The following is a 25,704-nucleotide window of genomic DNA, read 5'->3' on the forward strand; positions in this document are numbered from 1 at the left end:
TGCACGGCAACACGCATGCCGAACAACGGGCTGCCGCCATTTTCCCGATGCATCATGCAGACGGCGCCCGCGCGGTGACGAGCCAGCACGCCGCGTCGAAGCAAAGGTTCGCGTCCTGCACATAGCGCCCGAACGCAGCGCGAACCGTATCGATCACGCGCCGGCGCGTCGCGTCGTCCACCTGACGAAGCGCGAGCCCGACCGGCCCCAGTCGCGCGATGTAGTCGTCCAGCTCGGACACCGGCAACGCGCACGCGATATCGATCGGCTCGATCGCGATGTCGGCCCAGCCGCTGTCCGACAATACCGACGCGATCCGTTGCCGGTCGCCGAACGCGAATTGTCCCGGCGCCCCCGGCTGCCGCGCCGGCATGGCGGGCAGCAATGGCGCCGCAACACGCTCTGCCGTCGTCATGAACGGATTGTCGGCGGCGCCGCGCCATGCGACGAATCGCAGTTGCGCGTTCGGGCGCGCCGCGTGCCGCAGGTTCGCGAAGGCCTGCACCGGATCGTCGAAGAACATCACACCGAAGCGCGACACGATCAGATCGAACTGCCCCGGCGCAAACGCATGCGTCTGCGCATCGGCATGCACGAAGTCGGCATCAACGCCCTCGCGTTCGACGCGTGCCCGTGCAGCGGCGATCATCTGCGCCGAAATATCCAGGCCCGTACAGTGCGCGTGCGCGCCAATCCGCCGTGCGATCGCGAGCGTCACCGCGCCGGTACCGCAGCCGACGTCGAGCACGCTGCTCGAGGACGCCGCCACCGCCCCATCCGCGAGCAATGCCTCGAACGGCTCGAACATCCGGTCGAGCGAGCGCTGCGCGTCGACCCATGCCAGCCCCGACGGGCCATTCCACAGCGCAGACTGCGCTTCGTTTGTCCGGTTTCCTTCCATCGTCGATTCTCCTTTTGTCCGCATCGTTGACCGTGATCCGGACTATGCTGCTTCAAGCCGGCTTGAGGTCAAGCCTGCGAACGCGGCACGACTCGCGCGCCGCGTCGGTCTTCGCACCCCATCCTTCACAATTCTTACATTCGCGTTCCGTATCGTTGACGGCTTTCCTACGGTGCCTCCCATGCGACGACTCCTCTCCCGCGCGCTGTTCGTGCGCTGCGCTCCGCTTGTTGCCCTCGCGGCGCTGTCCGCGTGTTCGAATCACATCGATACGCCCGCCGACCCGGCCAGTGCCGCGATCAACGTTCAGGCCGCGTGGGTCGAGATCGGCGATGCGAACCAGGCGATCGCACGCGTGGTCACCAACTACAGCCCCGTGTCCGCGAGCGATCCGCTGTGTCCGCAGCTGTCCGTCGACGGCAAGCTGTCGCGCATGACGCTGCGTGCCGGCGCCGCGACCATCGCGCAACGTCCGACGGCGAGCGCCCCGGCCGACTCGAAACCGTCGAGCTTCCCGGTGTCGGTCTGCGAAGCGATGCTGCCCACCGATGCACAGGCGGCGAGCGTCGCGGGCCGCGCGCTGCCGCTGCCGAAGGCGCAGCCGCAGCGCATCGCGATCATCGCCGACACCGGCTGCCGGATGAAGAAGGCCGACAACGCATGGCAGGCGTGCAACGACGCGACGGTCTGGCCGTTCGACACGATCGCGGCGAGCGTCGCGAAGCTGTCGCCGGACCTCGTGCTGCACGTCGGCGACTATCACTACCGCGAAAACGCGTGCCCGCCCGACATCGCCGGCTGCAAGGACAGCCCGTGGGGCTACGGCTGGGATACGTGGCAGGCCGACCTGTTCCGCCCGGCCGCGCCGCTGTTCGCGAAGGCGCCGTGGGTCGTCGTGCGTGGCAACCACGAGGAATGCGCACGGGCTGGACAGGGCTGGTACCGCTTCCTCGATCCGCACCCGTATTCGGCAGCCCGTTCGTGCGACGATCCGGCCAACGACGACGACGCGAACTACTCGGATCCGTATGCGGTGTCGCTCGGCGGCGGCACGCAAGTGATCGTGTTCGACACCGCGAAGGTCGGTCGCAATCCGCTGAAGACGACCGACGCGCAGTTCCGCATCTACCAGAAGCAGTTCCAGACGGTCGCGTCGCTCGCGTCGAAGGCCGGCATGTCGACGACGATCTTCACGAACCACCATCCGATCCTCGCATTCGCGCCGATCGCCGGCAGCACGCCGGCGCCGGGCAACCTCGCGCTGCAGTCGGTGATGGCGAGCCTGAACGCGCAGGCGTACTACCCGCCCGGCATCCAGGTCGCGCTGCACGGGCACGTGCACGATTTCCAGGCGATCAACTTCTCGTCCGGGCATCCGGCGACGATCGTGTCCGGCAACGGTGGCGACAACCTCGACGTCGCGCTGCCCGATCCATTCCCGGCCGGGCTGACGCCCGCGCCGGGCGCCGTGATCGAACGACTGTCACACCACAACAGCTTCGGTTTCCTGATCATGGAGCGACGCGCGGCGCCGGCGACGGGCTGGGTGTTCCATGCGTATTCGGCGGCCGGCAAGCTGCTCGCGTCGTGCGACCAGTCGGGCAACACGCTCGCATGCGACAAGACGGGGTTCATCGCGCCGTGAGTGACGAAGTTCGATTGAGTGATGATCTGACGAATTCGACCGGCCGCCGGCGACGGATGGCCGGCTCGCGGAGGCGGACGGTTTCGTCGGCGACCGCTGCCGAGCATCGGGTTTGCGCTTCGGTTCCGGTCGCCGGCGGTGGCCGGACGGTACGCGTGCTTGCCGCCGCCCTGCTCGCCGGCGCGGCGCTCGCGGCCCATGCCACACCGTCCGAGACGATCCTTCTTCCCGGTGTGCCGTCGCGCGTCGTCGGCACGATCGGCAACGGCACGCCGCAGGTGACCGGCAAGGTCGACGCGGCGGGCGCCCGTTTCGCGCCCGATCCGACGCTCGTCGCGCTGGGCCGCCGGATCTTCTTCGATCCGCGGCTGTCCGAGCCGCGCGGCATGTCGTGCGCGGGCTGCCACGATCCGGGGCGCGCGTTCGCGCCGACATTGTCGGCCGCTTCGCTCGCGGGGCCCGGCGTGCCGGAAGGCAGCCGCCACGGGCGCTTCAGCCTGCGCAACGCGCCGTCGCTGCTCTACGTGCGCTACGTGCCGCGCCGCCACTTCTACCAGGATGACGACGCGCCCGCGCCGTCGCCGTTCGGCGGCCTCTTCAGCGACGGCCGCGCGGACACGCTCGCCGAACAGATCCGCGGGCCGTTGTTCGATCCGAACGAGATGAACAATCGATCGCCGGCCGCGCTGCTACGCAAGGTCGACGGCACCGAACTGGCGGACGATCTCGCCGCGCGCTTCGGCGCATCGGTGCGGCGCGACCCCGAACAGCTGGTGCGCGCGCTGGGCTCGGCCGTCGAGGCGTATCTGCAGAGCGACGACATGGCGCCGTTCACGTCGCGCTTCGACGCGTACCTGCGCACGCGCAAGCCGCTCGCGCCGGCCGAGATGCGCGGCCTGGCGCTGTTCCGCAATCCTGACAAGGGCAACTGCATGAGTTGCCATACGCTGACGGAGACGTCGAGCCGGCCGGAGCGCTCGCTCTTCACCGATTTCGGCTACGACGCGATCGCGGTGCCGCGCAACCGCGCGCTGCCCGCGAACCGAGATCCGCGCCATTTCGACAACGGCCTGTGCGACACGGCCGCACGGCTGCGCTGGCCCGAGCCGACGCAATGGTGTGGCTATCTGCGTACGCCGGGGCTGCGCAACGTCGCGGTCAAGCAGACGTTCATGCACAACGGCGTGTTCACGACGCTGCGCGACGCGGTCGCGTTCTACAACACGCGCTCGACCGACCCGGGCTACTGGTATCACGGCGCCAGGACGTTCGACGACGTGCCGGCCGCCTATCGCGGCAACATCAACGTCAATTCGACGCCGATGAACCGCCGGCCGGGCATGCAGCCCGCACTCACCGACTCGGAAATCGACGACATCGTCGCGTTCCTCGGCACGCTGACCGACGCGCGCTTCGCGAAAATCGTCCCGCCCGCCGCGCCTGCCGCCCGGATTACCGGATCGCCGGCCGCCCACACACCGGCGCCGGTGCGCTGAACGCTGACCGAACGGCCAGGCGGATGCGCGCCCGCTTGCGGCCGCCAGGAAGGCTGCTCGCGCGTTCCGAGCGGAGATCGACAAGGTCGAGGACCCTGCCGCCGACAAGAAGACGGAGAAAGCCCGTACGGCCTTCGCGCTGACCGTCCGCCAGCTTTGTGACGGCTACAAGGGAAAGGCGATGGTCATTCTCGCCGAAGGGTCGATCTACATCCTGAACTGGGCCATCGAGAATATGGTGAATCCGAACCTCGGTTCACTGGAAGCTCGAAAGGTCACGCCAGCCGACATCATCTACATGCTTGAAACCAGCGGGAAATCGTGGAGCGCCTGTAATCGAGTGCTGACGACGATCACGGTCCTGTTCGACCATGCGATTACATCCCGTGGTTGCAAGACGGCTTGCAACCGACGCTCGGGGATTGCGCCGACGTCGATCTGACCGGTGCAAAAGCTGCCGACATGCTGAAGTGCTCGGCAACGGGGGTTTGGAATCCATCCTCGGTTGTATGAGCCTCAAGGTTTCCATCGTGTGATCAACCACTCATTGAAAAGAAGGATATAGCGCCCCTCAGGAATACTGAGATAAATTGCGCAGCCACGCGACTAAGATCGTGGTTTCTGAGTGGGGAAAACAATGCAAAGAAGAATCGCGTCTGTGGGCGACGTTTTGTCCAGTGGTGGCACCGTTCTACCTGCGGATGGACCACCGATGACATTCATGGGTCATCAAGTCGCCCTGATCGGAGGTCAAGCATTTTGCACCGCCTGTAAGAGCAACGGCGTCATTGCCAAGTCCGGGGGACCTTACCGCTTACAGTTCTTAGCGGAAGTTGCCCTGGATGGCGACATCGTAATGTGCAAATGCCCGAGGCCACCGCGCATTATTGCTGCGCTTAGTGGTGAGTCATCGTGCGACGACAACCTAGGTGGTAGCGGTCAGCACACCTCTTCTGGTTTCGCCGCTGCTGACGCTATTGCGTCCAACTTGGTCGAGCCGTACGACGAACAAGTAAAGGCGACGGCTGATGGTCCGGCAGGCTACCCCTACTACATCGAGACAACGGATGGTCGTGTGTTCCAAGGACGTCTCGACGCAAGCGGCATGTTACCGCGCGTCCATACGGGCCACAGCGCCGACGACTATACGGTCTACTGGGGTGACGACGCAATCGCCAAGCAGAATGCGGCTTAACCATGCCTAACAAACCGCTGAAGGTACGCTCGAACAGTACGCGTGACTCGGTCAAGCCAACTCAATTGAAGTCAATTACGTTTCAAGAGCTTTGGAACGCCTACCCGAGCAAAGATCCATACGACGATAAGACAGGTCAGTATGAGAACCAGTGTGCCATCCGCATGAGCGTGACCTTTCACAACATAGGAAGCGATATGAAGTCGTTTTCGCAGAAGGTCGTAAAGCCCATGCCTGGAAAGAAAGTGTTGGGCCGTCTCATGCTTAATGACAAGCCTACGGCAACCCGTGCTTATGAGCTTGCAGAGTGGTTGAAACTGCAACCTTTGTTGGGACTCGGCAAACCGGAGAACATTACTGGCGCAGATTGGCAGAGCAAAGTGAAAGGCCGAACGGGGATCATTTACTTCTTTGGTTACTGGCGACAAGACGGTGATTCTTCCGATAACCTTAGCGGCGGTCACATCGACTTGTGGAACAAGGACACGCTGACGCCCAACTGGGCGTCGTTTCTACGGTTCCGCGTTGGCATGTCATCAATGCCCAATCCGTTGTCCTGGCTTCGCGGTCGACGAGACAACGCGTTCTCCGATCTAGCCAACTCGAAAGAAATCCTTTTTTGGGAAGTGAAATGAAGCGTATCGGGCTTGCGATGTTGGGGTTCGTGTGGGGCTTGCTGGTCACATGGGTGTCAGGCTACACATTCAGCCACATGCACTGGCCAACGCCTCCCTCACATTCAACCGGCTGTAACGACCTGGAGCATTGTGGCTCTCATGCCGCCTTTTTCCTGACGACGCTAGGACTGCTACTTTGGCCTGCCATCGTGTTCTGCGCGTTGAACGCAGTCGCCTATAAGCGATGGTCGAATCGGAGATGGGGCACCGTGTTTGCCGTTGTGACGCTATTCGTCGTGTTGCTCTATCTCGCTACCTACGCAGTACCGTCGTTGGGCCTCTTCGGCTGACGCCGACGACTATACGATAGTCACCTAGATTGTGTTGCGACGTGCCTGAGCGCTCCATACCACACGCGCTCAGGCCACCACCAGACTAGGGCGAACGTGGAAACCACCACGTCGAAGAAGCTGTATCGCATCAAGGCGGTCATGGATATGCTCAGCATCTCCCGAACCACCGTCTACGGCCTCGTCGACAAGGGGAAGCTGAAACTGGTCAAGATCGGGGAGCGCTTCAGCGGTATCACCGCCGAAAGCGTCGAAGCGATCATGGCCGGCACGGACGCAGCTTAACTCTCCCCTCTGGCGCTCGGACCCGAGCGCCGCCCTCCCGCCTCATTTCCCCCTGAGCCCGCTCATAGCTCGACATTGCGCTTGACAACCCGCTTTGCCCAAAATACTGTATGGATAACCAGCTGTATAACCAACCAGTATTTGAGGCAGCAGCACGAAGCTCGGCGCTACCGTCGACACCACTGGTTGGTGGCTCCAGGTCCAGCGCGGCCTTTCATGGTAGCTACAGCGGTAGCCAGACCTGACATATCGACGAAAACACCCCGGAGAGCCTTATGCAACAAGGGTCCCTGTTTAAAGTGGAACATCTGGTCCGTATCGTCAACGACACCGATCGCCAAGTGCTGGCATGGCTGCGTGCGCAGGTTGGCGACGCCCGCGTCGAGCGCGCGGCGCGCCAGCTCGGGCATACACGCAAGCCTTTCCCGTCGGCGGTATGCCGGTACCTGGGCATGAGCGCGCCGGCCACGCTACGCCAGGCGGAACGGCCGCGTGCCGCACGCGACTTCTCGGTCGGCGATCGCTACCTGTCGCTGATCCGCCAGCACCTCGCCGCGCATGCGGTCAGCCGATGAAATCGCCGAAATCGTATCGTCGGCGCGTCGCCGCGCGGCGGCCGTCCAGGGTGAACGCGGTGTGCCGGATCGGCCGGCGCGTGCCCCCGTCACGACCGCCCAGCCCGGTAGCCAATGCGCCGGCCCGCTCCTCACTTGTCCCGCTTACGCGGCGGCGGCCGCGTCGCGTATCAGCTGGCCGAGCGTTTCGATCGCCGCTTCGTGTGCCGTGTCGAACACCCGCGTGCAGGCAAGCCGGATATACGCGTCAAAGCGGTCGGAGTTCGAAAAGATCGCGCCAGGCGCGATCCTTACCCCGCGTGCCAGCGCCGCATCGAACAATGCTTCGGAACGCACGCCGTCCGGCAACGCGATCCACAGCAGCATGCCGCCGGGCGGCCGGTTCATCCGCGTGCCGGCCGGAAAATGGCGCGCGATCGCATCGATCGTCACATCGCGCTGCATACGCAGTTGCTCGCGAAACCGGTGCAGGTGGCGATCGAACGCGCCCGAGCCGACGAATTCGGCCGCGACGGCCTGCAGCAATGCGGCGTTGTGCCGGCTGTGCGCGAACTTGAGCATCTTCACCCGCGCGTGCCAGCGGCCCGCGCTCATCCAGCCGAGCCGCATCCCGGGCGCCAGCACCTTGTTGAACGACGGGCAATAGATCACCGTGCCGTCACGGTCCCATGCCTTCACGGGCTTCACCACCTGCGGCGCTTCCACGAGCTCGCGATACGGCTCGTCCTCGATCACGGCCACCCCGCGGCGCGAGCACAGCGCGACCAGCGCGGCCTTGCGTTCGTCGGGCATCACACTGCCGAGCGGGTTCTGCAGATTCGGCACGACGACCACGGCCCGAATGTCCGGGTACGCGGTCAGCGCCACGTCGAGCGCTTCGATCGAGAGTCCGGTCGTCGGGCTGGCCGGGATCTCGAGCGCACGCAGGCCGAGGCTTTCGAGCAGCTGGATCAAGCCGAAAAAGGCCGGCGATTCGATCGCGATCGTGTCGCCGGGGCGTGCCACCGCGCGCAGCGCGAGATTCACGGCATCGACGCCGCCGCTCGTCGACATCACGTCGTCCGGCGACACGGCCACGCCGTACGACAGCGCACGCTTTGCCATCGTCTGCCGGAATTCGGGCGACCCGCCAACCGGCCCCGCGTCGGTCAGCAGCGTCGGCTTGCGCCGCAGCAACCGGATCGCCAGCGTCTGCAGACGCTCGGCCGGATACAGCGTCGCCAGCGCGGACGCGCCGCCGAGATTCAGCGCATCGGGCATCGCATTCGCGCGATCGATCACGCGCGACACGCGTTCATGCAGTCCCGCGAACGGCGGCTCGACGCTCAGCGGCGAGCCGTCGCTTTCCGGCAGCGTATCGAGCACGGCGACCGCGCGCCGCCGCACGAAATAGCCCGAGCGCGGCCGGGCTTCGCACCAGCCTGTATCCTCGAGCCGTCGAAATGCCTGGATCGCGGTCGACAGGCTCACGCCGTGCTGTGCCATGAATGCGCGTACGGACGGCATCCGGTCACCGGGCGACAAGGTACCCGCCGCGATGATGCGGCGGTAATGCTCGGCGAGTCGTTCGTAAAGGGGCTCGCCGGCCATCGGCAACGGTGTTCGGAACGAGTCGGTGATGAGCGTCATGCGGGTCATCGTGCCCGCGCGCCCCAGCGCACGCCAGATACAGATTCAGGGGAAACACACCGATACAGAGGATCAAGATCGTCGCCTGCACCGTAACAGATTCCCGTCCCCTGAATCTGTCCTGCCGGCGCGCGTTTCCTTAACCTGATTGCACGCTGTCGCCCCGCCGTCGCCGGGCCGCGCAACCAGGAAAAGGACTCACCATGCGGACGCAAGAGATCCGGCTCGACGCCGGGCAAAGCCACTTAGCGTGGTTCGACAAGGACAGCCAGGTCATCGTGCTCGACGGCGCGCTCGCGGTCACGTTGCGTCACGGCGGGCTCGACTGGTTACCCGATACGCCGCATTACGTTCGCCGCGTGCTCGACGAAGGCGAATGCCTGACGATCGAGACAGCCGGTCACGTGGCATTGTCCGCAGCCGGTGTCGGGCCGGTCGCCGCAACCGTCGCGGAACCCGAGGCTCGGTCCGGCGTGTTCTCGGTGTGGCGCGCATGGCTGCACCGGGTGTCCGGGCAGCTACTCGGCGAGCGGCAAGTGCGCGAGCAACCCTGACGCGGCGGCTCGCGTCATCGCCGATATCGTCATGTGATCGCCGTGTCGCCCCCCCCCGGCAACGAGCGTGAACTTGTCCCGGCGCCGCGCCGGGTCGACTCGACCGAGCCGACAACTTCGGCCGCAGCAACCCTACCCAGCTACCGCCCCTTCCGCGTGCGCTCGATCCACTCGAACAACGCCATCCCGATCAACATCGCGACGACGAACGCAATGCCCTTGACCGACCCGAGTCCGATCGACACGATTGCCGGCCCCGGGCAGAACCCGGCAAGCCCCCAGCCGATGCCGAACACGGCGCTCCCTGCGACGAGGCGCACGGTAATCGTCCGCACGGTCGGCCACTGGATCGGCAGGCCGAGCAACGTCCGCGTCCGACGCTTCGCCCAAGCGAACGCGAACACGGCAACGCCGATCGCGCCGGCCATCACGAACGCGAGCGATGGATCCCAGCGGCCTGCCAGGTCGAGAAAGCCGAGCACTTTCTGCGGATTGGCCATCCCCGACACGATGAGCCCGGCGCCGAACAGCAGCCCCGCCAGAAACGCGAATCCTGCCTGCATGTCAGCCTCCGATCACGTGCCGTCGCACGAATACGGTCGCAAACCCCGCGACCATGAACACCGCCGTCGCGACGATCGATCGCGCCGCACCACGCGACAGCCCGCAGACGCCGTGACCGCTCGTGCATCCGCCCGCATAGCGCGTACCGATCCCGACCAGCAGGCCGGCCGCCAGCAACTCGCCCCAGCCCGCATCGACCTGCGGCGCCGCGGCGACACCGGCGATACGCATCAACAGCGGCGCGGCGATCAGCCCGGCGACGAATGCGGCACGCCAGTCGCGCTCAGCTGCACCGGCCGTGAACAAGCCGCCGACGATGCCGCTGATCCCGGCGATCCGCCCGTTGAACGCAACGAGCCACGCCGCCGCAAGCCCGATCAGCACACCACCAGCAAGCGACAGCCACGGCGTGAAATGAAGCACATCAAGCTGCATGGCGCGCCCCCTTCGCGGCCGTGCCGCAGAACTGTTCGTACAGCACGCCCATCACCGCGATCACGGCCGGGCTGTCGAGCGAATAGTGGATGTTCTTGCCTTCGCGGCGCGTGCGGACCAATGCGTTGTCCCGCAACACGCCGAGCTGCTGCGACAGCGTCGGCTGGCGGATATCCAGCCGCGCCTCGAGATCGCTCACGCAGCGTTCGCCCTGCGACAGCTCGCACAGCAGCAGCAATCGGTCGGGATTGGACAGCACCTTGAGCAACGCGCATGCCGATTCGGCGGCGGCGCGCATCTGGTCGGGCTGGGGCAGCCCGGTGGAAGGGTCGGCATTCATGAGGGTGACGGAATACGATTTACGAATCTACATTATATACATTTATATAATGTAGATTCGTGCTTTCGTTCGGTGCAGTCAGAGGACGGCGCCATCGGCAATGGCCGCCCCCCTGCCTCCACTATGCCTGCTCGCCGGCAATTGCCTCGGCTGCCGCCGCGCGCTTCGCGCCGGCCCGGACCGCGCCAAGCACCAGCATTGCGATCCCGGCGATCAGGCACGGCACCGCGACGAATGCGAACGCGGTCGGCAGCGGCAGCCCCATCGCGAGCATCGCGCCGCCCGCCATCGAGCCGACGACGGACCCGCCGCGGCCGATCCCGTTCGCCCAGCTCACGCCCGTGGTCCGGCATTCGGTCGGATAGAACGCGGCCGACAGCGCATTCGCGCCGACCTGCGAGCCCGACACGCAAAAGCCGGCCGCGAACACGGCCAGTGCCGCACCCGCCGGCGACGCAGCCAGCACCCCGATCGCCGCGACGAACACGCCCGCCGCCGCATAGCTGCACGCGAGCACGCGATGCGGATCGAAGCGGTCCATCAGCCAGCCGAGCACGATCGCGCCGAGCGTGCCGCCGACCTGGAACATCGCGGTCACGCGCGCGGCCGTCTGCAGCGTCGCGCCGGTCGTGCGCAACAACGTGGGCAGCCAGCTCGACAGCAGGTAGATGACGAGCAGGCTCATGAAGAACGTCAGCCACAGCAGCAGCGTGCCGCGCAGCAGGTCGGCGGCGAACAGGCGGCCGAGCGGCGACCCGGCCGGCTTGCCGCGCGGCACGATGAACGACGCGTGCACGAGTTGCGGGGCCGGTGCGATGCGCGCGAGCATCGCCGCGATTCGCTCGCGCGACGCGCCGGTGTTGACGAGGTAGCGCACCGATTCCGGCAGTCGCCACGCGAGCACCGGCAGGAGCAGCAGCGGCGCGGCACCGCCGACGACGAGCACCGCGCGCCAACCGTCTCGTTCGATCAGCGACGCGGCCGCGAGCCCGCCCAGCGCCGAGCCGATCGTGAAGCCGCAGAACATCGTCGTGACGAGCAGCGAGCGCCGCCGCGCGGGGCAATACTCGGACGTCAGCGTGATCGCGTTCGGCATCGCGCCGCCGAGCCCGAGGCCCGTCACGAAGCGCCACGCGATCAGTTCGGTCAAGCCGCCCGCACTCGCCGACGCCGCACTCGCGATGCCGAAGCACGCGACACAGGCGAGCAGCAGGCGCTTGCGGCCGAACCGGTCACCGAACGGCCCGAACACGAGCGCGCCGGCCATCAGCCCGGCGAGCCCCGCGCCGAATACCGGCGCGAGCTGCGCGGGCGACAGCCCCCATTCCGCGCGAATGACCGGAGCGATGAACCCGATCGATGCCGTGTCGAAACCGTCGATCGCGACGATCAGGAAGCACAGCACGACGATCGCGGCCTGAAACGGCGCAACGCGATGCCGGTCGATCCATTCGCTGACGTCGATGGACAGCGTATCGGCCATGATGATGTCTCCTCCATGAAGGCGGTCGCGCGCGATGTCGTTGGAATGCGCGCCGCCGGATCCGAGCTGAAGCGCGTCAGGCGACGGTCTTCAGGCAATCCTCCGCACGCCAGCCGTGCAGCCAGTCGAGCGCGTCGTAGAACTGCGCCTGCGTGCGTCCGACCCACAGCGCGTTGCGCACCTGCCGCTCGACGCCCTTCGCGTGATAGATCCGTCCCATCTCGCGCGCCGAATACAGCACGCGCGCGGTGCGCGGAATCCGCACGTGTTCGTACAGCGCGAACGCGGCCTCGAAGTCGCCATCGGTTCGCGCGACGGCCGCGCCGAGCGTCACCGCATCCTCGAGCGCCTGGCACGCGCCCTGCGCGATGTATTGCGTCATCGGATGGGCGGCGTCGCCGAGCACCGTCGCGCGGCCCGCGCTCCAGCGTTCGACCGGGTCGCGATCGGCGGTCGCCCAGCGCTTCCACGACGTCGGCCGGTCGAGCATCTGCTTCGGCAGCGGATGGATGCCGTCGAAGTACGACAACACTTCCTCCTTGCTGCCGTCGCGCACGCCCCAGGTTTCCTGCTCGCGGCTGTGGAACGTGACGACGAGGTTGTATTGCCGTCCGCCCCGCAGCGGATAGTGGACGAGATGGCAATGCGGGCCAGCCCACACGACCGGCGCATTGATCTGCAGATCCTTCGGCATGTTGTCGACGTCGACGACCGCGCGGTACACGACGTGCCCCGTCACGCGATGCGCGTCGCCGATCAGCGCCTGCCGGATCGCGGACTTCACGCCGTCGCAGCCGATCACCGCGTCGGCGCGATAACGCTCGCCATGCTGGTCGATCACGGTCACGCCGTTGCCGTCCTGCTCGAACCCGCACACCTGCGTGCTGGTCCGGAATTCGATCAGCGGATGATCCTTGACCGCCTCGTAGATCGACAGGTGGATGTCCGCGCGATGGATCACCGCATACGGGTTGCCGAAGCGCGCGCGATACGCGGCGCCCGTATCGATGCACGCGACTTCCCGCGCATCGACCGCATCCATCAGTTGCAGCCGGTCGGTGAACACCGCGCGCCCGCGCGCGGCCTCGCCGACGCCCAGCGCGTCGAGCGCATTGAACGCGTTCGCGGCGAGCTGGATGCCCGCGCCGATCTCGCCGATTTGCGCGGCCTGTTCGAGCAGCTTCACGCGAATGCCCTGGCGCGCGAGCGCCAGCGCCGTCGCGAGCCCGCCGATGCCGCCGCCGATCACGAGTACGCGTCGGCCTGTCATGTTTGTCTCGCCCATGTCTGTCTCCTCCTTCGTGTTACGCGACGTAGTCCGGTTGCCGCTGTGGCTGCGCCGCTTCGAACGCCGGCTCGCGTCTCGCGTGTTCATGAACCGCGAGGCTGCGCGGATATGCGCTCAGGTCGCAATCCATCCGCAGCGCGTTCGCGACCTGCGGCACGAGGCAGATGTCGGCGAGCGTCGGCGCCGCGCCGAAACACCACGGGCCCGTGCCCGCGCGTGCGAGCAGGCGCTCGGCGCCGGCCATGCCTTCCGCGATCCAGTGCCGGTACCACGCACGCTTCTGCTGCGGCGTAACCTGCAGTTCGCTGTCGAGGTAGCGCAGCACGCGCAGGTTGTTGACCGGATGGATGTCGCACGCGATCAGCGTCGCGAATTCCAGCACGCGTGCGCGCCGCCGCGGTTCCAGCGGAATCAGCCGCGGCGCCGGATGAATCTGGTCGAGGTAATCGATGATCGCGAGCGACTGGCCGAGACGAAAATCGCCATCGACCAGCGCCGGCACCGACGCCGACGGATTCACCTGCGCGACGTAGCCAGCCTCGCGGTGCTCGTCCGTGCGGATGTTCACGGGCAGCGTGTCGTACGGCAGTCCTTTCAGCGCGAGCGCGATGCGTACCCGATAGGATGTCGAACTGTTGAAGAAGCTATGCAGTTGCACGATGTGACCTTTCGAGGAAATCGAAGAACGCGCTTCAGACCACGCGCACGGCCAATTCGCCGAGACGCTCGACGCCGACCTTCATCACGTCGCCCTTGACCACCGCGCCGACGCCTTCCGGCGTGCCGGTGAAGATCACGTCGCCCGGTTCGAGGCGGAAGAACTTCGACAGGTCGGCCACCGTTTCCGCGACCGACCAGATCAGGTGCGACACGTCGCTCTTCTGCTTCGTCGCGCCGTTGACCGTCAGCCACAGGCCGGCCTGCTCGAAATGACCGACCTCGCTCGCCGGATGCACGGGGCCAATCGGCGCGGAACGGTCGAACGCCTTGCCGATTTCCCACGGACGGCCCATCTCGCGCATCTTCATCTGCAGGTCGCGGCGCGTCATGTCGAGGCCGACGGCATAACCCCACACGTGCTCGAGCGCGCGCTCGAGCGGAATGTCGGAACCGCCCTTGCCGATCACCGCGACGAGCTCGGCTTCGTAGTGATAGTTCTGCGTTTGCGACGGATACGCCAAATCGAGCGTTTCGCCGTAGGCGACCGGCACGATCGAGTCGGCCGGCTTGCAAAAGAAGAACGGCGGTTCGCGATCGGGATCGAAGCCCATTTCGCGCGCATGGGCCGCGTAGTTGCGGCCGACGCAGTACACGCGGCGTACCGCGAAGCGGGCGTCGCTGCCGGCGACGGGAAGCGCCACCGGCGCTTCGGGCGGGAAAACGTAAGTCATGAACGGCTCCAGCGTAGGCATGAAGGAAGGACCGCGCGCCGCCTTCGCGGCGCGTCGGACGAATCGGGGATATCGGGAGAATCGGGCCACTCGGGCCAATCGGCGGCGTCACTCGCGCGCTTCGCGCAACAGGTTCAGCGCGGACAGCACCGGCCGGTCGGAATAGCTGAACAGCACGCTGTCGGACGAGGCCACCAGCCGCAACCGCGCCCATGACGGCGCGACGAAGATGTCGTGCGGCTCGAATGCGAACGCGTCGCCACCGATGTACGCGGTGCCGCTACCTTCGACGACGCAGTAGATCGTCGCGTCGGTGCTGCGATACGTGCGGCCGTCGAAACCGGCCGGCAGGAACTGCATGAAGGTCGCGATCGTCGGCATCGGCCAGCCGCCCGTCGCGGGATTGACGTAGCGCAGCTTCACGCCGTCCCACGCGTCGAGTTCGCCGTTGCGGTACAGCGCGTCAAGGGCCTCGCGGGTGCGTGCATACGGATAGCTGAACACCGGCGACGTCGGCTCGCTCGCGCGATGGCGCACCGGCACCATGTTGTGGCCGAAGCGCGCGAAGCTGTCGCCTTCCGCGCGGCTGACGGGCTGCTCGGCTTCCGGGTAGTTCTCCGCGAAGCCTGCGTCGAGGTTCCCGACCAGCGGGATGTCGAGCCCGTCGAGCCACACGACCGGCTCGCCGCCGTCTTCCGCCGACGGGTTGCCGTGGTCGTGCCAAGCCCACGACGGCGTGATGATGAAGTCGCCCGGATGCATCGTCGTGCGCTCGCCGTTCACCGCGGTCCACGCGCCCTTGCCCTCGATGATGAAGCGCAGCGCCGACTGCGTATGCCGGTGGCTCGGCGCGATCTCGCCCGGCAGGATCAGTTGCAGGCCCGCGTACAGGCTCGGCGTCATGCTCGACTTGCCGGGCAGCCCCGGGTTCTCCAGCACCAGCACGCGGCGCACGGCTTCTTCCGCGCTGATCACGCCGCCGGCCTGCATCACCAGGTCGCGCACCTGCGCGTACTTCCAGATCGCGGCCTGCGCGGCCGGCTGCGGCGCTTTCGGCACGAGGTTGTGCAGCGACTCCCACAACGGCGCGAGGCGCTGTTCGGCGATCCGTGCGTAATAGTCGGCGCGCGACGTATCCGGGTGTCGGCTGGTCATGATGTCTCCTTGGTGCGGCCGATCGCGGTCGGCGCTGTGTCGGGTCGGGGACCGCGTGCTTCGGTCCGTCAGCGCATTTATATTCGACGCAGACATACCCGGTAAAATGGCGAAATCATCTAATCCATATTATTTTTTATATACCTTCCGACACGGAGCACGCGATGGACTGGACCTACCGGCTGCGATTGCGGCACCTCCAGGTGCTGCTGAGCCTGGCCAGCACGGGCAACCTGAGCCAGTCGGCGGCGGCGCTCGCGACCACCCAGCCCGCGCTGTCGAAATGGCTGAAGGAACTGGAAGAAGACGTCGGGCTGCCGCTGTTCGAACGGCATGCGCGCGGCCTGCGGCCGACGGCCTACGGCGATGCGCTGATCGAGCACGCGCGCCGCGTGGAGGCGCAGCTCGACGTCGCGCGTGACGACATGGCCGCGTTGCGTGAAGGCGGCAGCGGCCTGGTCACGATCGGCACGTCGGGCGTCGCGGCGGCCGATACCGTGCCGCTCGCGGTATCGCAGTTGCTGAAGCGGATGCCGCGCGCGCAGGTGCGGCTCGCGGAGAGCACGATGAACCAGCTGATGCCGCAACTCGCGCGCGGCGAACTCGACATCGTCGTCGGCCGCTCGGGCTCAGCGTCCGTCGATCCGCACCTGCACGCCGAAGCGCTGTACGTCGATCCGGTGGTGTTCGTCGCGCGGCCCGATCATCCGCTCGTCGGCGCGGCCGCTGTCGGCTGGGACGAGGTGCTGGCCCACTCGTGGATCGTCTGGCCGTCCGGCACACCGGTGCACAACGCGCTGCAGGTCGCGCTGACGGCCGCCGGCCGCGTGCAGCCGCCGCATTGCGTCGAATCGAATTCGTCGATCCTGAACCTCACGCTGCTGAACAACACCGACCTGCTGGGCGTCGCGTCGCATCGTGCCGCGCGGCGCTTCGAGCAACTGAACGCGATCCGCATCCTGCCGATGCGGCTCGAGGGACAAGGCGCGGTGTCGATGTACTGGCATCCGGACAGCGCGAATCGCGCGGCCGTGGCCGCCGCGATCGAGTGCCTGCGTGCCTGTGCGGCGCCGCAGGTGGGCGGATGGGAGAAAGTGAAGGTGGAATGAGCGGCGCGGCGGCCCGGCATGAACCGGGCCGTTTCACCGTGGCGCGTCAGGGGCCGTCGCAGGACACCGTGTCGTCCAGCATCAGCGTGCCGACCCGCGCGGGCACGAGCGGCGTGCGCGGGACCGGTGGCGTCCAGCCGAACAGCGCCTGCGCGGCCGCACCGCACACGCGACCCTGGCATGCGCCCATTCCGCAGCGCGTCTGCAGCTTCGCGGCCGTCCAGCCCGGCGCCGGCGCGACCGCGTCGAAGCGCACGTCCTCGCATCGGCACAGCAGCGTATCGGGCTGCGCGAGCCGGCGGATCGGCTCGCGGATCGCGAAGCGTTCGCGCACCGCGTCCGCGAATGCCTGCCAGCGCGCGCGCTGCGCAATCAGCCCGGCTAGCGGTGCCGTCTGCCCGGTGGCCGCGCAGCCGGCGATCTCGCCTTCGACCATCGCCAGTTCGCTGCCGCCAACACCCGTGCACTCGCCTGCGGCGAAACAGCCGTCGCGGCTCGTGCGCTGGTGCGCGTCGACCACGACCGCGCCGTTCTCGATCCGGTAGCCGAGGTGGCTCGGCAGCACGGTGTTCGGCACGAGGCCAAAACCGCACGCGAGCCGGTCGCAGTCGACCTCGAATTCACGCTCGCCCTGCCGGATCCGCACGCGTTCGAGCCGCTTGTCGCCGAATGCTTCCACGACGTGTGCGCCGGGCCGATAGGCGGCCGTGACGAGCTTCGCGGCCTGCGCGAGTTTCGACGGCCAGCGCCACAACCCCGCGCTGAAACCGGCAACATCGCTCCACGCAGCCTGTTCGAGCACGTGCGACACCTGCGCGCCGGCCTGACGGGCCGTCGCCGCGCTCGCGAGCAGCAGCGGGCCGCTGCCGGCGATCACGGTGCGCTGCCCGCGCACGTCGAGACCGTACTTGATCAGCGCCTGCAGGCCGCCCGCGCCGGTCACGCCCGGCAGCGTCCAGCCGGGGAACGGCAGCAGCAGCTCGCGCGCGCCGCAGCACACGATCAGGGTGCGGAATTCGAGCAGGAACCCGCGCTCGTCGTCCTCCAGCAGGAGCGTGCCCGGCTGCGTCTCGGCGACGATGCGCGTGCCCGCCAGATGCGTGACGTTCGGCTGACGCAGCACGGCAAGGCGTTCCGCCGCGGCCGGCACCGGCGTGGCGGCTGCCGCCTGGCGCCAGATCTGCCCGCCCGCGCGCGGGTTGTCGTCGACGATCGCGATCGTCGCGCCGCTTCGTGCGGCGGCCCGCGCGGCCGACAATCCGGCCGGGCCCGCGCCGACGATGGCGACGTCGACGCTGAGTCGTTCCTGTTTCATCGCGTGCGCTCCACCCGCATCCCGTCGCGGCACAGCGTCTGGCAAGCCAGACGACGGCGGCCGTCGATCGTCATCCTGCACTCCTGGCAGATGCCCATACCGCAAAACGGCGCGCGCGCCGCACCCGTGCACGACACGCGCGTCGTGTCGTCGCCGCTCGCCGCGACGGCGGCCGCGACGGTCGCGCCGTCGGCCACCGTCAGCGCGCGGCCGTCCAGATGAATGATCATGAAGAAAGCGCTCCGGCTACGGGGGACGTCGTCAGGAAACGTCCCGGCAAATACGGTTCGATGTCGATGGGCGGCCGTTCGCCGGTCATCAGCGCGGCGACGAGCCGCGCACTGCCCGGCGCGGTCGTCACGCCGAGCCCTTCATGCCCGACCGCGAGCCATACGCCCGGCCGCGCCGGATGCTCGCCGAGCAGCGGCAGACCGTCGGGGCTCGCCGAACGGAAGCCCGTCCATGCGCGAATTCCGTTCAGGTCGGCCAGATCGGGCAGGTACCCGGCCGCGCGGCGCAGCATGCGCGCGAGGACCGGCGGCTCGACGCGCGTGTCCTCGGTGTCGAACTGGCGAGACGAGCCGATCAGCAGTTGGCCGGTAGGCCGCGGCTGGACGTTGAATGCGACCGACGTGCCGTCGCTCGCGTGCGCGCTCGCCGCATAGCCGAGCTCGACGAGCTGGTGCGACACCTGGCCCGGGTAGCGATCGGTGATGAGCAGATGACCCTTCTTCGGGCGCAGCGGCAATTCGGGCAACAGCGTGCGCGCGGCGACGCCGTTCGCGACGACGACGCGCTCCGCGCGCAGCGTGTCGCCGCTCGCGAGCGTCACGCTCGGGCCGTCGACCGCCACCGCGCAATCGCGCCGCAACGTGATGCCCTGCGCGCGCTGCAACAGCCAGCTCGCGGCGACGGGCGCATAGAGAATCGCGTCGCCGGGGATCTTCAGCGCGCCGCCGAGGCCCGCGCGCAGCATCGGCTCCAGCCCCGCGAGCGTCGCCGCGTCGATCAGCTCGCCCGCCACGCCGTGCGCGGCGAGCGTCGCCTGCTTGGTGCGCGCGAGGTCCATCTCGTGCGCATCGGCCGCGAGCCACAGCGTGCCGCAGTTGCGGTAAGCGCAGCCTTCGGGCATCTCGCCGGCGAGCGCGCGCCACAATTCGATCGAGTAATGGCTCAGCGCGAGCTCCGCCGCGTTGTCGTCCATCGCGACGAGGTGCCCCATGCCGGCGCCGGTCGCACCGCCGCTCGCGTCGTCGACGACAAGCACGCGCAGCCCGCGCTGCGCGAGCTCATGCGCACACGCCGCGCCGACGATGCCGGCGCCGATCACGACGACGTCGGTCCGGGTCTCGCTCACGACACGATGCCCCAGCCGAACGGATCGTCTTCCTCGATCAGCAGCGTCGCTTCCGCGCTCAGGTGCGCGCTGCCGCGAATCGTCGGCACGATGCCGCCGTCGGCCTGCGCGTAGCTCGCCTGGAACACGCTGCCGATCACGCTCGCCTGCCGCCACACGACGCCCGGTTCGAGCTTGCCGTCGGCCGCGAGGCACGCGAGCTTCGCGCTCGTGCCGGTGCCGCACGGGGAACGGTCGTACGCATGGCCCGGGCACAGCACGAAGCTGCGGCTGTCGTGCTCGGGATCGTCCGCGAACAGTTCGATATGGTCGATCTCGCCGCCGTTCGCGCCGGTGATGCCCGCGCGTTCGAGCCCTGCACGCACCGCGGACGAATAGGCGGTCAGCGCCGCCACGTTGTCGCCGGCCACGCGCTGGCCGTGATCGCTGATCAGGAAGAACCAGTTGCCGCCCCACGCAATGTCGCCCTTCACGGGACCGTATCCGGGCACATCGACGTCGACGGCCTTCGCATGGCGGTACGCGAGCACGTTGCGCACGCTGACCGACAGGTCATCGTGCAGCGTCGCCTCGACGGTGCCGACCGGCGTTTCGATCTGGTGCACGCCCGGCTCGATGCGGCCCATGTGATGCAGCGTGCGCACGACGCCGATCGTGCCGTGCCCGCACATTCCGAGGTAACCGCTGTTGTTGAAGAAGATCACGCCGGCCGCGGCCTCCGGCGACACGGGTTCGCACAGCAGCGCGCCGACCAGCACATCGCTGCCGCGCGGCTCGAGAATGCATGCGGTGCGATAGCGATCGTGCTCGCGGGCGAGCACGTCGCGGCGCTCGGCCATCGTGCCGTTGCCGAGCGAGGGGAAGCCGGACACGACGAGCCGCGTGGGTTCGCCGCCCGTGTGCGAATCGATGATCTGGATGCGCTTCATCATGAGCCGTCCGAAGTGGGGAAAGGAGCATAGCTTCCTCCGTCACGCGTCCATTCGCTTGTGGCTTTTCGATGAGGACGGCGACGAAATCGGCATAGTCCGGAACGCGTTTCGCGACCCTTGCGGCCACTGTGCCGATTTCGTCATTTTGCTCCGCGATACGGCTCAAGCGTGATGGGTGTTTGCACGGCGATACTGGTTGCACGTCGACGCGCCTGTCGTCGGCCGATACGAAGCAGGAGATTGCAGTGAGCCGAAACGCCATCCAGCTGACCGGAGTTTTCCCCGCCCTCAGCAACCGGTTCGTACCGGGCGCTTCCATCGCTTTCGACGCCGCGCACCGCGCCGAACGGAACCGCGCGAACCGCTGACCGATTTCCCCCCCCGGCGGTGCGACGGCCTCCCCCCGTCGCATCGCCACTTCCGTGTCCGGCATGGCCGGCACGGGCCCGTTCGCCGCGGCGCCAGCCTGCGCCGCACTTGAACTGGCCCCGGCCCGCCCCGGCGGCCGTTCGAACCGGTCGCACGCCGGCCGGCAGGTGTTGCGCCACGGCTCGTCGGAGCGCGGCGCAAGCCACGCCTGCCCCGATATTTCCCAGGAGACAAACCTATGCCAGGTCAAGGCAACACACACCCGTCCGTCTCGCTTTCCCGCTCCGTGCCCGCCGACGGCGGTCACGGCAAGTTCAAGAAGCAGCTGTCGCTGACCGACCTGACGTTCATCGGCCTCGGTGCAATCTTCGGTTCGGGGTGGCTGTTCGCCGCGAGTCACGTGTCGACGATCGCCGGCCCGGCCGGCATCTTCTCGTGGCTGCTCGGCGGCTTCGCGGTGCTGCTGCTCGGCATCGTCTACTGCGAGCTCGGCGCCGCGCTGCCGCGTGCGGGCGGCGTGGTTCGCTACCCGGTGTTCTCGCACGGCCCGCTGCTGGGCTACCTGATGGGCTTCATCACGCTGATCGCGTTCTCCAGCCTGATCGCGATCGAAGTGGTCGCCGCGCGCCAGTATGCTGCAGCGTGGTTCCCGGGCCTCACCAAGGCGGGATCGAGCGACCCGACGACGATCGGCTGGCTCGTGCAGGCCGCGCTACTGTGCTTCTTCTTTTATCTGAACTATTCGAGCGTGAAGACGTTCGCGAAGGCGAACAACATCATCAGCATTTTCAAGTTCATCGTGCCGCTGTCGGTGATCGCGGTGCTGTTCACGTTCTTCAAGCCCGCCAACCTCACCGCGCACGGTTTCGCGCCGTTCGGCATGCCGGGCATCGAGATGGCCGTGTCGGCCGGCGGCATCATCTTCGCGTATCTCGGCCTCACGCCGATCGTGTCGGTCGCGAGCGAAGTGCGGAATCCGCAGCGCACGATCCCGATCGCGCTGATCCTCTCGATCCTCCTGTCCACGCTGATCTACGTGCTGCTGCAGCTCGCGTTCATCGGCAGCATCCCGACCGACATGCTGGCCGCCGGCTGGCACGACGTGAGCAAGGCCTTCTCGCTGCCGTACCGCGACATCGCGCTCGCGCTCGGCGTGGGCTGGCTCGCGGTGATGGTGGTCGCCGACGCGATGATCTCGCCGAGCGGCTGCGGCAACATCTACATGAACGCGACGCCGCGCGTCGTCTACGGCTGGGCGAAGACGGGCACGTTCTTCAAGGTGTTCACGCGCGTCGACGAAGCATCGGGCATCCCGCGTGCGGGCCTGTGGCTCACGTTCGGCCTCGCGATCTTCTGGACCATGCCGTTCCCGTCGTGGGAAGCGCTGATCAACATCGTGTCCGCCGCGCTGGTGCTGAGCTATGCGGTCGCGCCCGTGTCGGTCGCCGCGCTGCGCCGCACCGCGCCCGGCCTGCCGCGGCCGTTCCGCGCGGTGGCGTTCGGCATCACCGGCCCCGCGTCGTTCGTGATCGCCGCGCTGATCGTCTACTGGTCGGGCTGGGGCACGGTGTCCTGGCTGCTCGGCCTGCAGATCGTCATGTTCGTCATCTATCTCGCGTGCCGCCGCTGGGTGCCGACCGCGCACCTGAACCTCGCCGAGCAGGTGCGTTCGTCCGCGTGGCTGATCGCGTTCTATGCGGCCATGATCGTGCTGTCGTACTTCGGCGGCTTCGGCGGCACGGGCCAGCTCGCGCATCCGTACGACACGGTCGTCGTCGCGGCCGTCGCGCTTGTCATCTATTACTGGGGCGCCAACACCGGCATCCGTTCCGACAAGCTGCAGCTCGACGACGACGAAGACTGACACACCCGCGTTCCCCATTTCACTCCGGCCGGGTGCACCACGCCCGGCCCCGCATTTTCCGAGGAAAACCCATGCAACTCACAGGTCAGCTCCTGATCGGCCAGTCGGCCATCGCCGGACAGAACGGCACCCTTCACGCGATCGCCGCCGCAACCGGCGAACCGCTCGAACCCGCGTTCGGCGGCGCGAGCCTGCACGACCTGGAGACGGCCTGCGCGCTCGCCGACGAAGCCTTCGACACGTATCGCGAGACGCGCCCCGAGCAGCGCGCCGCGCTCCTCGATGCAATCGGCCGCAACATCATGGCGCTCGGGGACGACCTGATCGAGCGCTGCGTCACCGAAACGGGCCTGCCGCGCGCACGCATCGAAGGCGAACGCGGGCGCACGGTCGGCCAGCTCGCGCTGTTCGCGTCGCTCGTGCGCGACGGCGGTTACGTCGACGCGCGCATCGATCCGGCCCGCCCGGACCGCAAGCCGCTGCCGCGCGTCGACCTGCGCCTGCGCAACGTCGCGATCGGGCCGGTTGCCGTATTCGGCGCGTCGAACTTCCCGCTCGCGTTCTCGGTCGCGGGCGGCGATACCGCGTCGGCACTCGCCGCCGGCTGCCCGGTGATCGTCAAGGCGCACTCCGCGCATCCGGGCACGTCCGAGCTTGTCGGCCGCGCGATCCAGCAGGCCGTGCGCGAATGCGGGCTGCCGGCCGGCGTGTTCTCGCTGCTGTTCGACGCGTCGCGCGAAATCGGCCAGGCGCTCGTCGCTGATCCGCGCGTCAAGGCCGTCGGTTTCACCGGCTCGCGCCGCGGCGGCGTCGCGCTGATGAACATCGCGGCCGCGCGCCACGAGCCGATTCCGGTCTATGCGGAAATGAGCTCGATCAACCCGGTGCTGCTGTTCCCGGCCGCGCTCGACGCGCGCCACGATGCGATCGCGCCGCAGTTCGTCGCATCGCTCACCCTCGGCGCCGGCCAGTTCTGCACCAACCCGGGCCTCGTGCTCGCGGTCGATGGCCCCGCGCTGCGCGCGTTCGAAGCCGCGGCGGCCACTGCCGTGCAGGCGAGCGCCGCGCAGACGATGCTGACGCCGCACATCCACGCGAGCTATGCGCAAGGCGTGGCCGCGCTGAGCACGCACGACGCGGTCGAACTGCTGGCGCAAGGCATGGAAGGCAGCCGCTACCAGGCGCGCGCGGCGCTGTTCGCGACCTCGGCGGACGCATTCATCGCCCACCCCGAACTGCGCGACGAAGTGTTCGGCCCCGCGTCGCTCATCGTGCGCTGCCCCGATGCCGACACGCTGCACCGCGTGCTGAAATCGCTCGAAGGCCAGTTGACGATCGCCGCGCATCTCGCCGGCGGCGACGCCGCGCTGTTCGCCGCGCTGCGCCCGACGCTCGAGCGCAAGGCCGGCCGCATTCTCGTCAACGGCTTCGGCACGGGCGTCGAGGTCGGTCATGCGATGGTGCACGGCGGCCCGTTCCCGGCCACGTCCGACACGCGCACGACGTCGGTCGGCGCACGCGCAATCGAGCGTTTCCTGCGCCCCGTGTCGTACCAGGACGTGCCGGACGCGCTGCTGCCCGACGCCATCCGCAACGGCAACCCGCTGAACGTGCCGCAACGCATCGACGGCGTGCCCGCACCGCGGGAAGCGCGCGATGTCTGAGCCGCTCGCCGAAGTCGTCCTGTCGCTCGATGAGGTTCATGCGCTCGCGCTGCGGGTGCTGACGCACCACGGGATGTCCGATGCGCACGCGCGGGCGATCGCGGGTGTGATCACGCAGGGCCAGCGCGACGAGTGCCACTCGCACGGCGTGTACCGGCTGCTCGTGTGCGTGCGCTCGCTGAAGAAGGGCAAGGTCGACCCGCAAGCCGTGCCGACGTTGCGCCGGCTATCGTCGTCGATCGTCGCGGTCGACGCCCATCGCGGCTTCTCGCTGCTGAGCTTCGAAACCGGCCTGCCGGTGCTCGTCGAGATGGCCAAGCAGCACGGGATCGCCGCGATGGCGATCAACCACTGCTACCACTTCTCGGCGCTGTGGCCCGAGGTCGAGGCGATCGCCGCCGAGGGGCTGGTCGGCATCGCGATGAACCCGAGCCACAGCTGGGTCGCGCCGGAAGGCGGCCGCGAGCCGGTGTTCGGCACGAACCCGATCGCGTTCGCATGGCCGCGCCCGGACGGCGTGCCGTTCGTATTCGATTTCGCGACGAGCGCGATCGCGCGCGGCGACATCGAGCTGCATGCAAAACAGGGCAAGGCGATCCCGCCGCACTGGGCGATCGGCCCCGACGGCCAGCCGACCACCGATCCGAAGGCCGCACTGCAGGGCGCGATGCGCACGTTCGGCGGGCACAAGGGCTCGGCGCTCGCGGCGATGGTCGAGCTGCTCGGCGGCGCGCTGATCGGCGACATGACGAGCCAGGAGTCGATGGACTTCGACGAAGGCGTCGGCGCGACGCCGTGCCACGGCGAGCTCGTGATCGCGTTCGACCCGAAAGTGTTCCTCGGCGACGACCTCGACGCGGGCCTCGCGCGCGGTGAGCGGATGTTCGCATCGATCACCGGACAAGGCGCGCGGCTGCCGTCGCAACGGCGCTTCGACGCCCGCGCGCGCAGCATTGCGCACGGCGTGCGGATTCCGAAGGCCTTGTACGACGAAATCCTGACGCTGCTCGACTGACGCACGATCGCGAGGCGCGGCTTCATCGCCGGCAGGACGGGCGATGAAGCCGTCGTCCGGTTCGACCGGCGTGTCCCGCGCCTGCATCCTGGCGCCCCACCCGGCGCCCGCTCGCCCGTGCCTGCGGGCGCCGCACGCCCGGCGGCTGTGGGATAATCGTCGGGTTTGCCCAGGGC

At 67.8% G+C, this 25,704-nt stretch carries 27 protein-coding genes; 13 read left to right on the forward strand and 14 right to left on the reverse strand.

Annotated elements, in window-relative coordinates; genetic code table 11:
- Positions 1 to 52 precede the first annotated feature (52 nt).
- Positions 53 to 901, reverse strand: coding sequence for a class I SAM-dependent methyltransferase (locus DIE11_RS28840; protein WP_124628696.1), 849 nt, complete (start codon positions 899 to 901; stop codon positions 53 to 55).
- A gap of 181 nt (positions 902 to 1,082) precedes the next feature.
- On the opposite strand from DIE11_RS28840, the gene DIE11_RS28845 reads away from it, so the two are divergent.
- From DIE11_RS28845 to DIE11_RS28880, 7 genes are all read left to right on the forward strand, one after another.
- On the forward strand, positions 1,083 to 2,546 hold the full coding sequence (locus DIE11_RS28845; protein WP_124628698.1) for a metallophosphoesterase: 1,464 nt from the start codon (positions 1,083 to 1,085) through the stop codon (positions 2,544 to 2,546).
- Between the two features lie 170 nt (positions 2,547 to 2,716).
- The gene (locus tag DIE11_RS28850) at positions 2,717 to 4,042 is read left to right on the forward strand and encodes a cytochrome-c peroxidase (protein ID WP_260437192.1); all 1,326 of its coding nucleotides are present in this window, start codon (positions 2,717 to 2,719) and stop codon (positions 4,040 to 4,042) included.
- Positions 4,043 to 4,223: 181 nt separating this feature from the next.
- Positions 4,224 to 4,484: a hypothetical protein gene (locus tag DIE11_RS28855; protein WP_124628702.1), complete on the forward strand. Its 261-nt coding sequence runs from the start codon at positions 4,224 to 4,226 to the stop codon at positions 4,482 to 4,484.
- Positions 4,485 to 4,679: 195 nt separating this feature from the next.
- Positions 4,680 to 5,237 carry a PAAR domain-containing protein gene (locus DIE11_RS28860; RefSeq protein WP_124628704.1) on the forward strand — a complete coding sequence of 186 codons (558 nt, stop codon included), beginning with the start codon at positions 4,680 to 4,682 and terminating at the stop codon, positions 5,235 to 5,237.
- A gap of 2 nt (positions 5,238 to 5,239) precedes the next feature.
- Positions 5,240 to 5,872 (forward strand): type VI secretion system amidase effector protein Tae4, encoded by a 633-nt coding sequence (locus tag DIE11_RS28865; protein ID WP_124628706.1) that lies wholly within the window; start codon positions 5,240 to 5,242, stop codon positions 5,870 to 5,872.
- 428 nt (positions 5,873 to 6,300) lie between these two features.
- On the forward strand, positions 6,301 to 6,489 hold the full coding sequence (locus DIE11_RS28875; RefSeq protein WP_059607850.1) for an AlpA family transcriptional regulator: 189 nt from the start codon (positions 6,301 to 6,303) through the stop codon (positions 6,487 to 6,489).
- A 299-nt stretch (positions 6,490 to 6,788) separates the two neighbouring features.
- Entirely contained in the window at positions 6,789 to 7,064 is a 276-nt protein-coding gene (locus DIE11_RS28880; RefSeq protein ID WP_057928306.1) for a hypothetical protein, read from the forward strand.
- Positions 7,065 to 7,208: 144 nt separating this feature from the next.
- On the opposite strand, the gene DIE11_RS28885 is transcribed toward DIE11_RS28880, so the two are convergent.
- Entirely contained in the window at positions 7,209 to 8,702 is a 1,494-nt protein-coding gene (locus DIE11_RS28885; RefSeq protein ID WP_124628708.1) for a PLP-dependent aminotransferase family protein, read from the reverse strand.
- A gap of 194 nt (positions 8,703 to 8,896) precedes the next feature.
- Between DIE11_RS28885 and DIE11_RS28890 the strand changes: the two genes are divergently transcribed.
- Positions 8,897 to 9,247, forward strand: coding sequence for a hypothetical protein (locus tag DIE11_RS28890; RefSeq protein WP_124628710.1), 351 nt, complete (start codon positions 8,897 to 8,899; stop codon positions 9,245 to 9,247).
- A 140-nt stretch (positions 9,248 to 9,387) separates the two neighbouring features.
- On the opposite strand, the gene DIE11_RS28895 is transcribed toward DIE11_RS28890, so the two are convergent.
- The 8 genes from DIE11_RS28895 to gtdA all read right to left on the reverse strand — a co-directional run bounded on the left by DIE11_RS28895 (position 9,388) and on the right by gtdA (position 15,903).
- Positions 9,388 to 9,810 (reverse strand): DUF6691 family protein, encoded by a 423-nt coding sequence (locus DIE11_RS28895; protein WP_124628712.1) that lies wholly within the window; start codon positions 9,808 to 9,810, stop codon positions 9,388 to 9,390.
- Between the two features lies 1 nt (position 9,811).
- The gene (locus DIE11_RS28900) at positions 9,812 to 10,246 is read right to left on the reverse strand and encodes a YeeE/YedE family protein (protein WP_124628714.1); all 435 of its coding nucleotides are present in this window, start codon (positions 10,244 to 10,246) and stop codon (positions 9,812 to 9,814) included.
- Positions 10,236 to 10,586 carry a helix-turn-helix transcriptional regulator gene (locus DIE11_RS28905; protein WP_124628716.1) on the reverse strand — a complete coding sequence of 117 codons (351 nt, stop codon included), beginning with the start codon at positions 10,584 to 10,586 and terminating at the stop codon, positions 10,236 to 10,238. The genes DIE11_RS28900 and DIE11_RS28905 overlap by 11 nt, the downstream gene beginning before the upstream one ends.
- Before the next feature lie 121 nt (positions 10,587 to 10,707).
- The gene (locus tag DIE11_RS28910; RefSeq protein WP_124628718.1) at positions 10,708 to 12,069 is read right to left on the reverse strand and encodes an aromatic acid/H+ symport family MFS transporter; all 1,362 of its coding nucleotides are present in this window, start codon (positions 12,067 to 12,069) and stop codon (positions 10,708 to 10,710) included.
- Positions 12,070 to 12,145: 76 nt separating this feature from the next.
- Entirely contained in the window at positions 12,146 to 13,354 is a 1,209-nt protein-coding gene (locus tag DIE11_RS28915) for a 3-hydroxybenzoate 6-monooxygenase (protein ID WP_124628720.1), read from the reverse strand.
- 19 nt (positions 13,355 to 13,373) lie between these two features.
- Positions 13,374 to 14,015 (reverse strand): maleylacetoacetate isomerase, encoded by a 642-nt coding sequence (gene maiA, locus DIE11_RS28920; protein WP_124628722.1) that lies wholly within the window; start codon positions 14,013 to 14,015, stop codon positions 13,374 to 13,376.
- A gap of 34 nt (positions 14,016 to 14,049) precedes the next feature.
- On the reverse strand, positions 14,050 to 14,748 hold the full coding sequence (locus DIE11_RS28925) for a fumarylacetoacetate hydrolase family protein (RefSeq protein WP_060188883.1): 699 nt from the start codon (positions 14,746 to 14,748) through the stop codon (positions 14,050 to 14,052).
- 108 nt (positions 14,749 to 14,856) lie between these two features.
- Positions 14,857 to 15,903, reverse strand: a complete 1,047-nt coding sequence (gtdA, locus tag DIE11_RS28930; RefSeq protein WP_124628724.1) for a gentisate 1,2-dioxygenase — start codon at positions 15,901 to 15,903, stop codon at positions 14,857 to 14,859.
- A gap of 164 nt (positions 15,904 to 16,067) precedes the next feature.
- On the opposite strand from gtdA, the gene DIE11_RS28935 reads away from it, so the two are divergent.
- Positions 16,068 to 17,012 carry a LysR substrate-binding domain-containing protein gene (locus DIE11_RS28935; RefSeq protein WP_059607839.1) on the forward strand — a complete coding sequence of 315 codons (945 nt, stop codon included), beginning with the start codon at positions 16,068 to 16,070 and terminating at the stop codon, positions 17,010 to 17,012.
- A gap of 46 nt (positions 17,013 to 17,058) precedes the next feature.
- On the opposite strand, the gene DIE11_RS28940 is transcribed toward DIE11_RS28935, so the two are convergent.
- Genes DIE11_RS28940 through DIE11_RS28955 form a run of 4 tightly spaced genes read right to left on the reverse strand, consistent with a single transcriptional unit; the run spans position 17,059 to position 20,613 of the window.
- Entirely contained in the window at positions 17,059 to 18,327 is a 1,269-nt protein-coding gene (locus DIE11_RS28940) for an FAD/NAD(P)-binding oxidoreductase (protein WP_124628726.1), read from the reverse strand.
- Positions 18,324 to 18,557: a 2Fe-2S iron-sulfur cluster-binding protein gene (locus tag DIE11_RS28945; RefSeq protein WP_011658575.1), complete on the reverse strand. Its 234-nt coding sequence runs from the start codon at positions 18,555 to 18,557 to the stop codon at positions 18,324 to 18,326. Before DIE11_RS28945 ends, DIE11_RS28940 begins: the two co-directional genes overlap by 4 nt.
- Positions 18,554 to 19,684, reverse strand: coding sequence for an FAD-binding oxidoreductase (locus tag DIE11_RS28950; RefSeq protein WP_124628728.1), 1,131 nt, complete (start codon positions 19,682 to 19,684; stop codon positions 18,554 to 18,556). Before DIE11_RS28950 ends, DIE11_RS28945 begins: the two co-directional genes overlap by 4 nt.
- Positions 19,681 to 20,613 (reverse strand): 4-hydroxyproline epimerase, encoded by a 933-nt coding sequence (locus DIE11_RS28955; RefSeq protein ID WP_059607857.1) that lies wholly within the window; start codon positions 20,611 to 20,613, stop codon positions 19,681 to 19,683. The genes DIE11_RS28950 and DIE11_RS28955 overlap by 4 nt, the downstream gene beginning before the upstream one ends.
- 248 nt (positions 20,614 to 20,861) lie before the next feature.
- On the opposite strand from DIE11_RS28955, the gene DIE11_RS37135 reads away from it, so the two are divergent.
- The 4 genes from DIE11_RS37135 (at position 20,862) to DIE11_RS28970 (ending at position 25,528) form a co-directional block, all read left to right on the forward strand.
- Entirely contained in the window at positions 20,862 to 20,984 is a 123-nt protein-coding gene (locus tag DIE11_RS37135) for a hypothetical protein (RefSeq protein ID WP_257792068.1), read from the forward strand.
- 239 nt (positions 20,985 to 21,223) lie between these two features.
- Complete coding sequence (locus DIE11_RS28960; RefSeq protein WP_124628730.1) at positions 21,224 to 22,849, forward strand: APC family permease; 1,626 nt, start codon at positions 21,224 to 21,226, stop codon at positions 22,847 to 22,849.
- A gap of 71 nt (positions 22,850 to 22,920) precedes the next feature.
- Entirely contained in the window at positions 22,921 to 24,513 is a 1,593-nt protein-coding gene (locus DIE11_RS28965) for an aldehyde dehydrogenase (NADP(+)) (RefSeq protein WP_124628732.1), read from the forward strand.
- Positions 24,506 to 25,528 (forward strand): Ldh family oxidoreductase, encoded by a 1,023-nt coding sequence (locus DIE11_RS28970; protein ID WP_059607832.1) that lies wholly within the window; start codon positions 24,506 to 24,508, stop codon positions 25,526 to 25,528. The genes DIE11_RS28965 and DIE11_RS28970 overlap by 8 nt, the downstream gene beginning before the upstream one ends.
- Positions 25,529 to 25,704: the final 176 nt, after the last annotated feature.

This window comes from Burkholderia sp. Bp9012 (assembly GCF_003853825.1).
In the GTDB taxonomy this organism is placed as follows: domain Bacteria; phylum Pseudomonadota; class Gammaproteobacteria; order Burkholderiales; family Burkholderiaceae; genus Burkholderia; species Burkholderia diffusa.

Bases quoted from the DNA above. Each gene is read 5' to 3' on its own strand.
- DIE11_RS28840 (WP_124628696.1), bottom strand. From the start codon at position 901: ATGGAAGGAAACCGGACAAACGAAGCGCAGTCTGCGCTGTGGAATGGC.
- DIE11_RS28845 (WP_124628698.1), top strand. From the start codon at position 1,083: ATGCGACGACTCCTCTCCCGCGCGCTGTTCGTGCGCTGCGCTCCGCTT.
- DIE11_RS28855 (WP_124628702.1), top strand. From the start codon at position 4,224: ATGGTCATTCTCGCCGAAGGGTCGATCTACATCCTGAACTGGGCCATC.
- DIE11_RS28860 (WP_124628704.1), top strand. From the start codon at position 4,680: ATGCAAAGAAGAATCGCGTCTGTGGGCGACGTTTTGTCCAGTGGTGGC.
- DIE11_RS28865 (WP_124628706.1), top strand. From the start codon at position 5,240: ATGCCTAACAAACCGCTGAAGGTACGCTCGAACAGTACGCGTGACTCG.
- DIE11_RS28885 (WP_124628708.1), bottom strand. From the start codon at position 8,702: ATGACCCGCATGACGCTCATCACCGACTCGTTCCGAACACCGTTGCCG.
- DIE11_RS28890 (WP_124628710.1), top strand. From the start codon at position 8,897: ATGCGGACGCAAGAGATCCGGCTCGACGCCGGGCAAAGCCACTTAGCG.
- DIE11_RS28895 (WP_124628712.1), bottom strand. From the start codon at position 9,810: ATGCAGGCAGGATTCGCGTTTCTGGCGGGGCTGCTGTTCGGCGCCGGG.
- DIE11_RS28900 (WP_124628714.1), bottom strand. From the start codon at position 10,246: ATGCAGCTTGATGTGCTTCATTTCACGCCGTGGCTGTCGCTTGCTGGT.
- DIE11_RS28905 (WP_124628716.1), bottom strand. From the start codon at position 10,586: ATGAATGCCGACCCTTCCACCGGGCTGCCCCAGCCCGACCAGATGCGC.
- DIE11_RS28910 (WP_124628718.1), bottom strand. From the start codon at position 12,069: ATGGCCGATACGCTGTCCATCGACGTCAGCGAATGGATCGACCGGCAT.
- DIE11_RS28915 (WP_124628720.1), bottom strand. From the start codon at position 13,354: ATGGGCGAGACAAACATGACAGGCCGACGCGTACTCGTGATCGGCGGC.
- DIE11_RS28925 (WP_060188883.1), bottom strand. From the start codon at position 14,748: ATGACTTACGTTTTCCCGCCCGAAGCGCCGGTGGCGCTTCCCGTCGCC.
- gtdA (WP_124628724.1), bottom strand. From the start codon at position 15,903: ATGACCAGCCGACACCCGGATACGTCGCGCGCCGACTATTACGCACGG.
- DIE11_RS28935 (WP_059607839.1), top strand. From the start codon at position 16,068: ATGGACTGGACCTACCGGCTGCGATTGCGGCACCTCCAGGTGCTGCTG.
- DIE11_RS28940 (WP_124628726.1), bottom strand. From the start codon at position 18,327: ATGAAACAGGAACGACTCAGCGTCGACGTCGCCATCGTCGGCGCGGGC.
- DIE11_RS28945 (WP_011658575.1), bottom strand. From the start codon at position 18,557: ATGATCATTCATCTGGACGGCCGCGCGCTGACGGTGGCCGACGGCGCG.
- DIE11_RS28955 (WP_059607857.1), bottom strand. From the start codon at position 20,613: ATGAAGCGCATCCAGATCATCGATTCGCACACGGGCGGCGAACCCACG.
- DIE11_RS28960 (WP_124628730.1), top strand. From the start codon at position 21,224: ATGCCAGGTCAAGGCAACACACACCCGTCCGTCTCGCTTTCCCGCTCC.
- DIE11_RS28965 (WP_124628732.1), top strand. From the start codon at position 22,921: ATGCAACTCACAGGTCAGCTCCTGATCGGCCAGTCGGCCATCGCCGGA.
- DIE11_RS28970 (WP_059607832.1), top strand. From the start codon at position 24,506: ATGTCTGAGCCGCTCGCCGAAGTCGTCCTGTCGCTCGATGAGGTTCAT.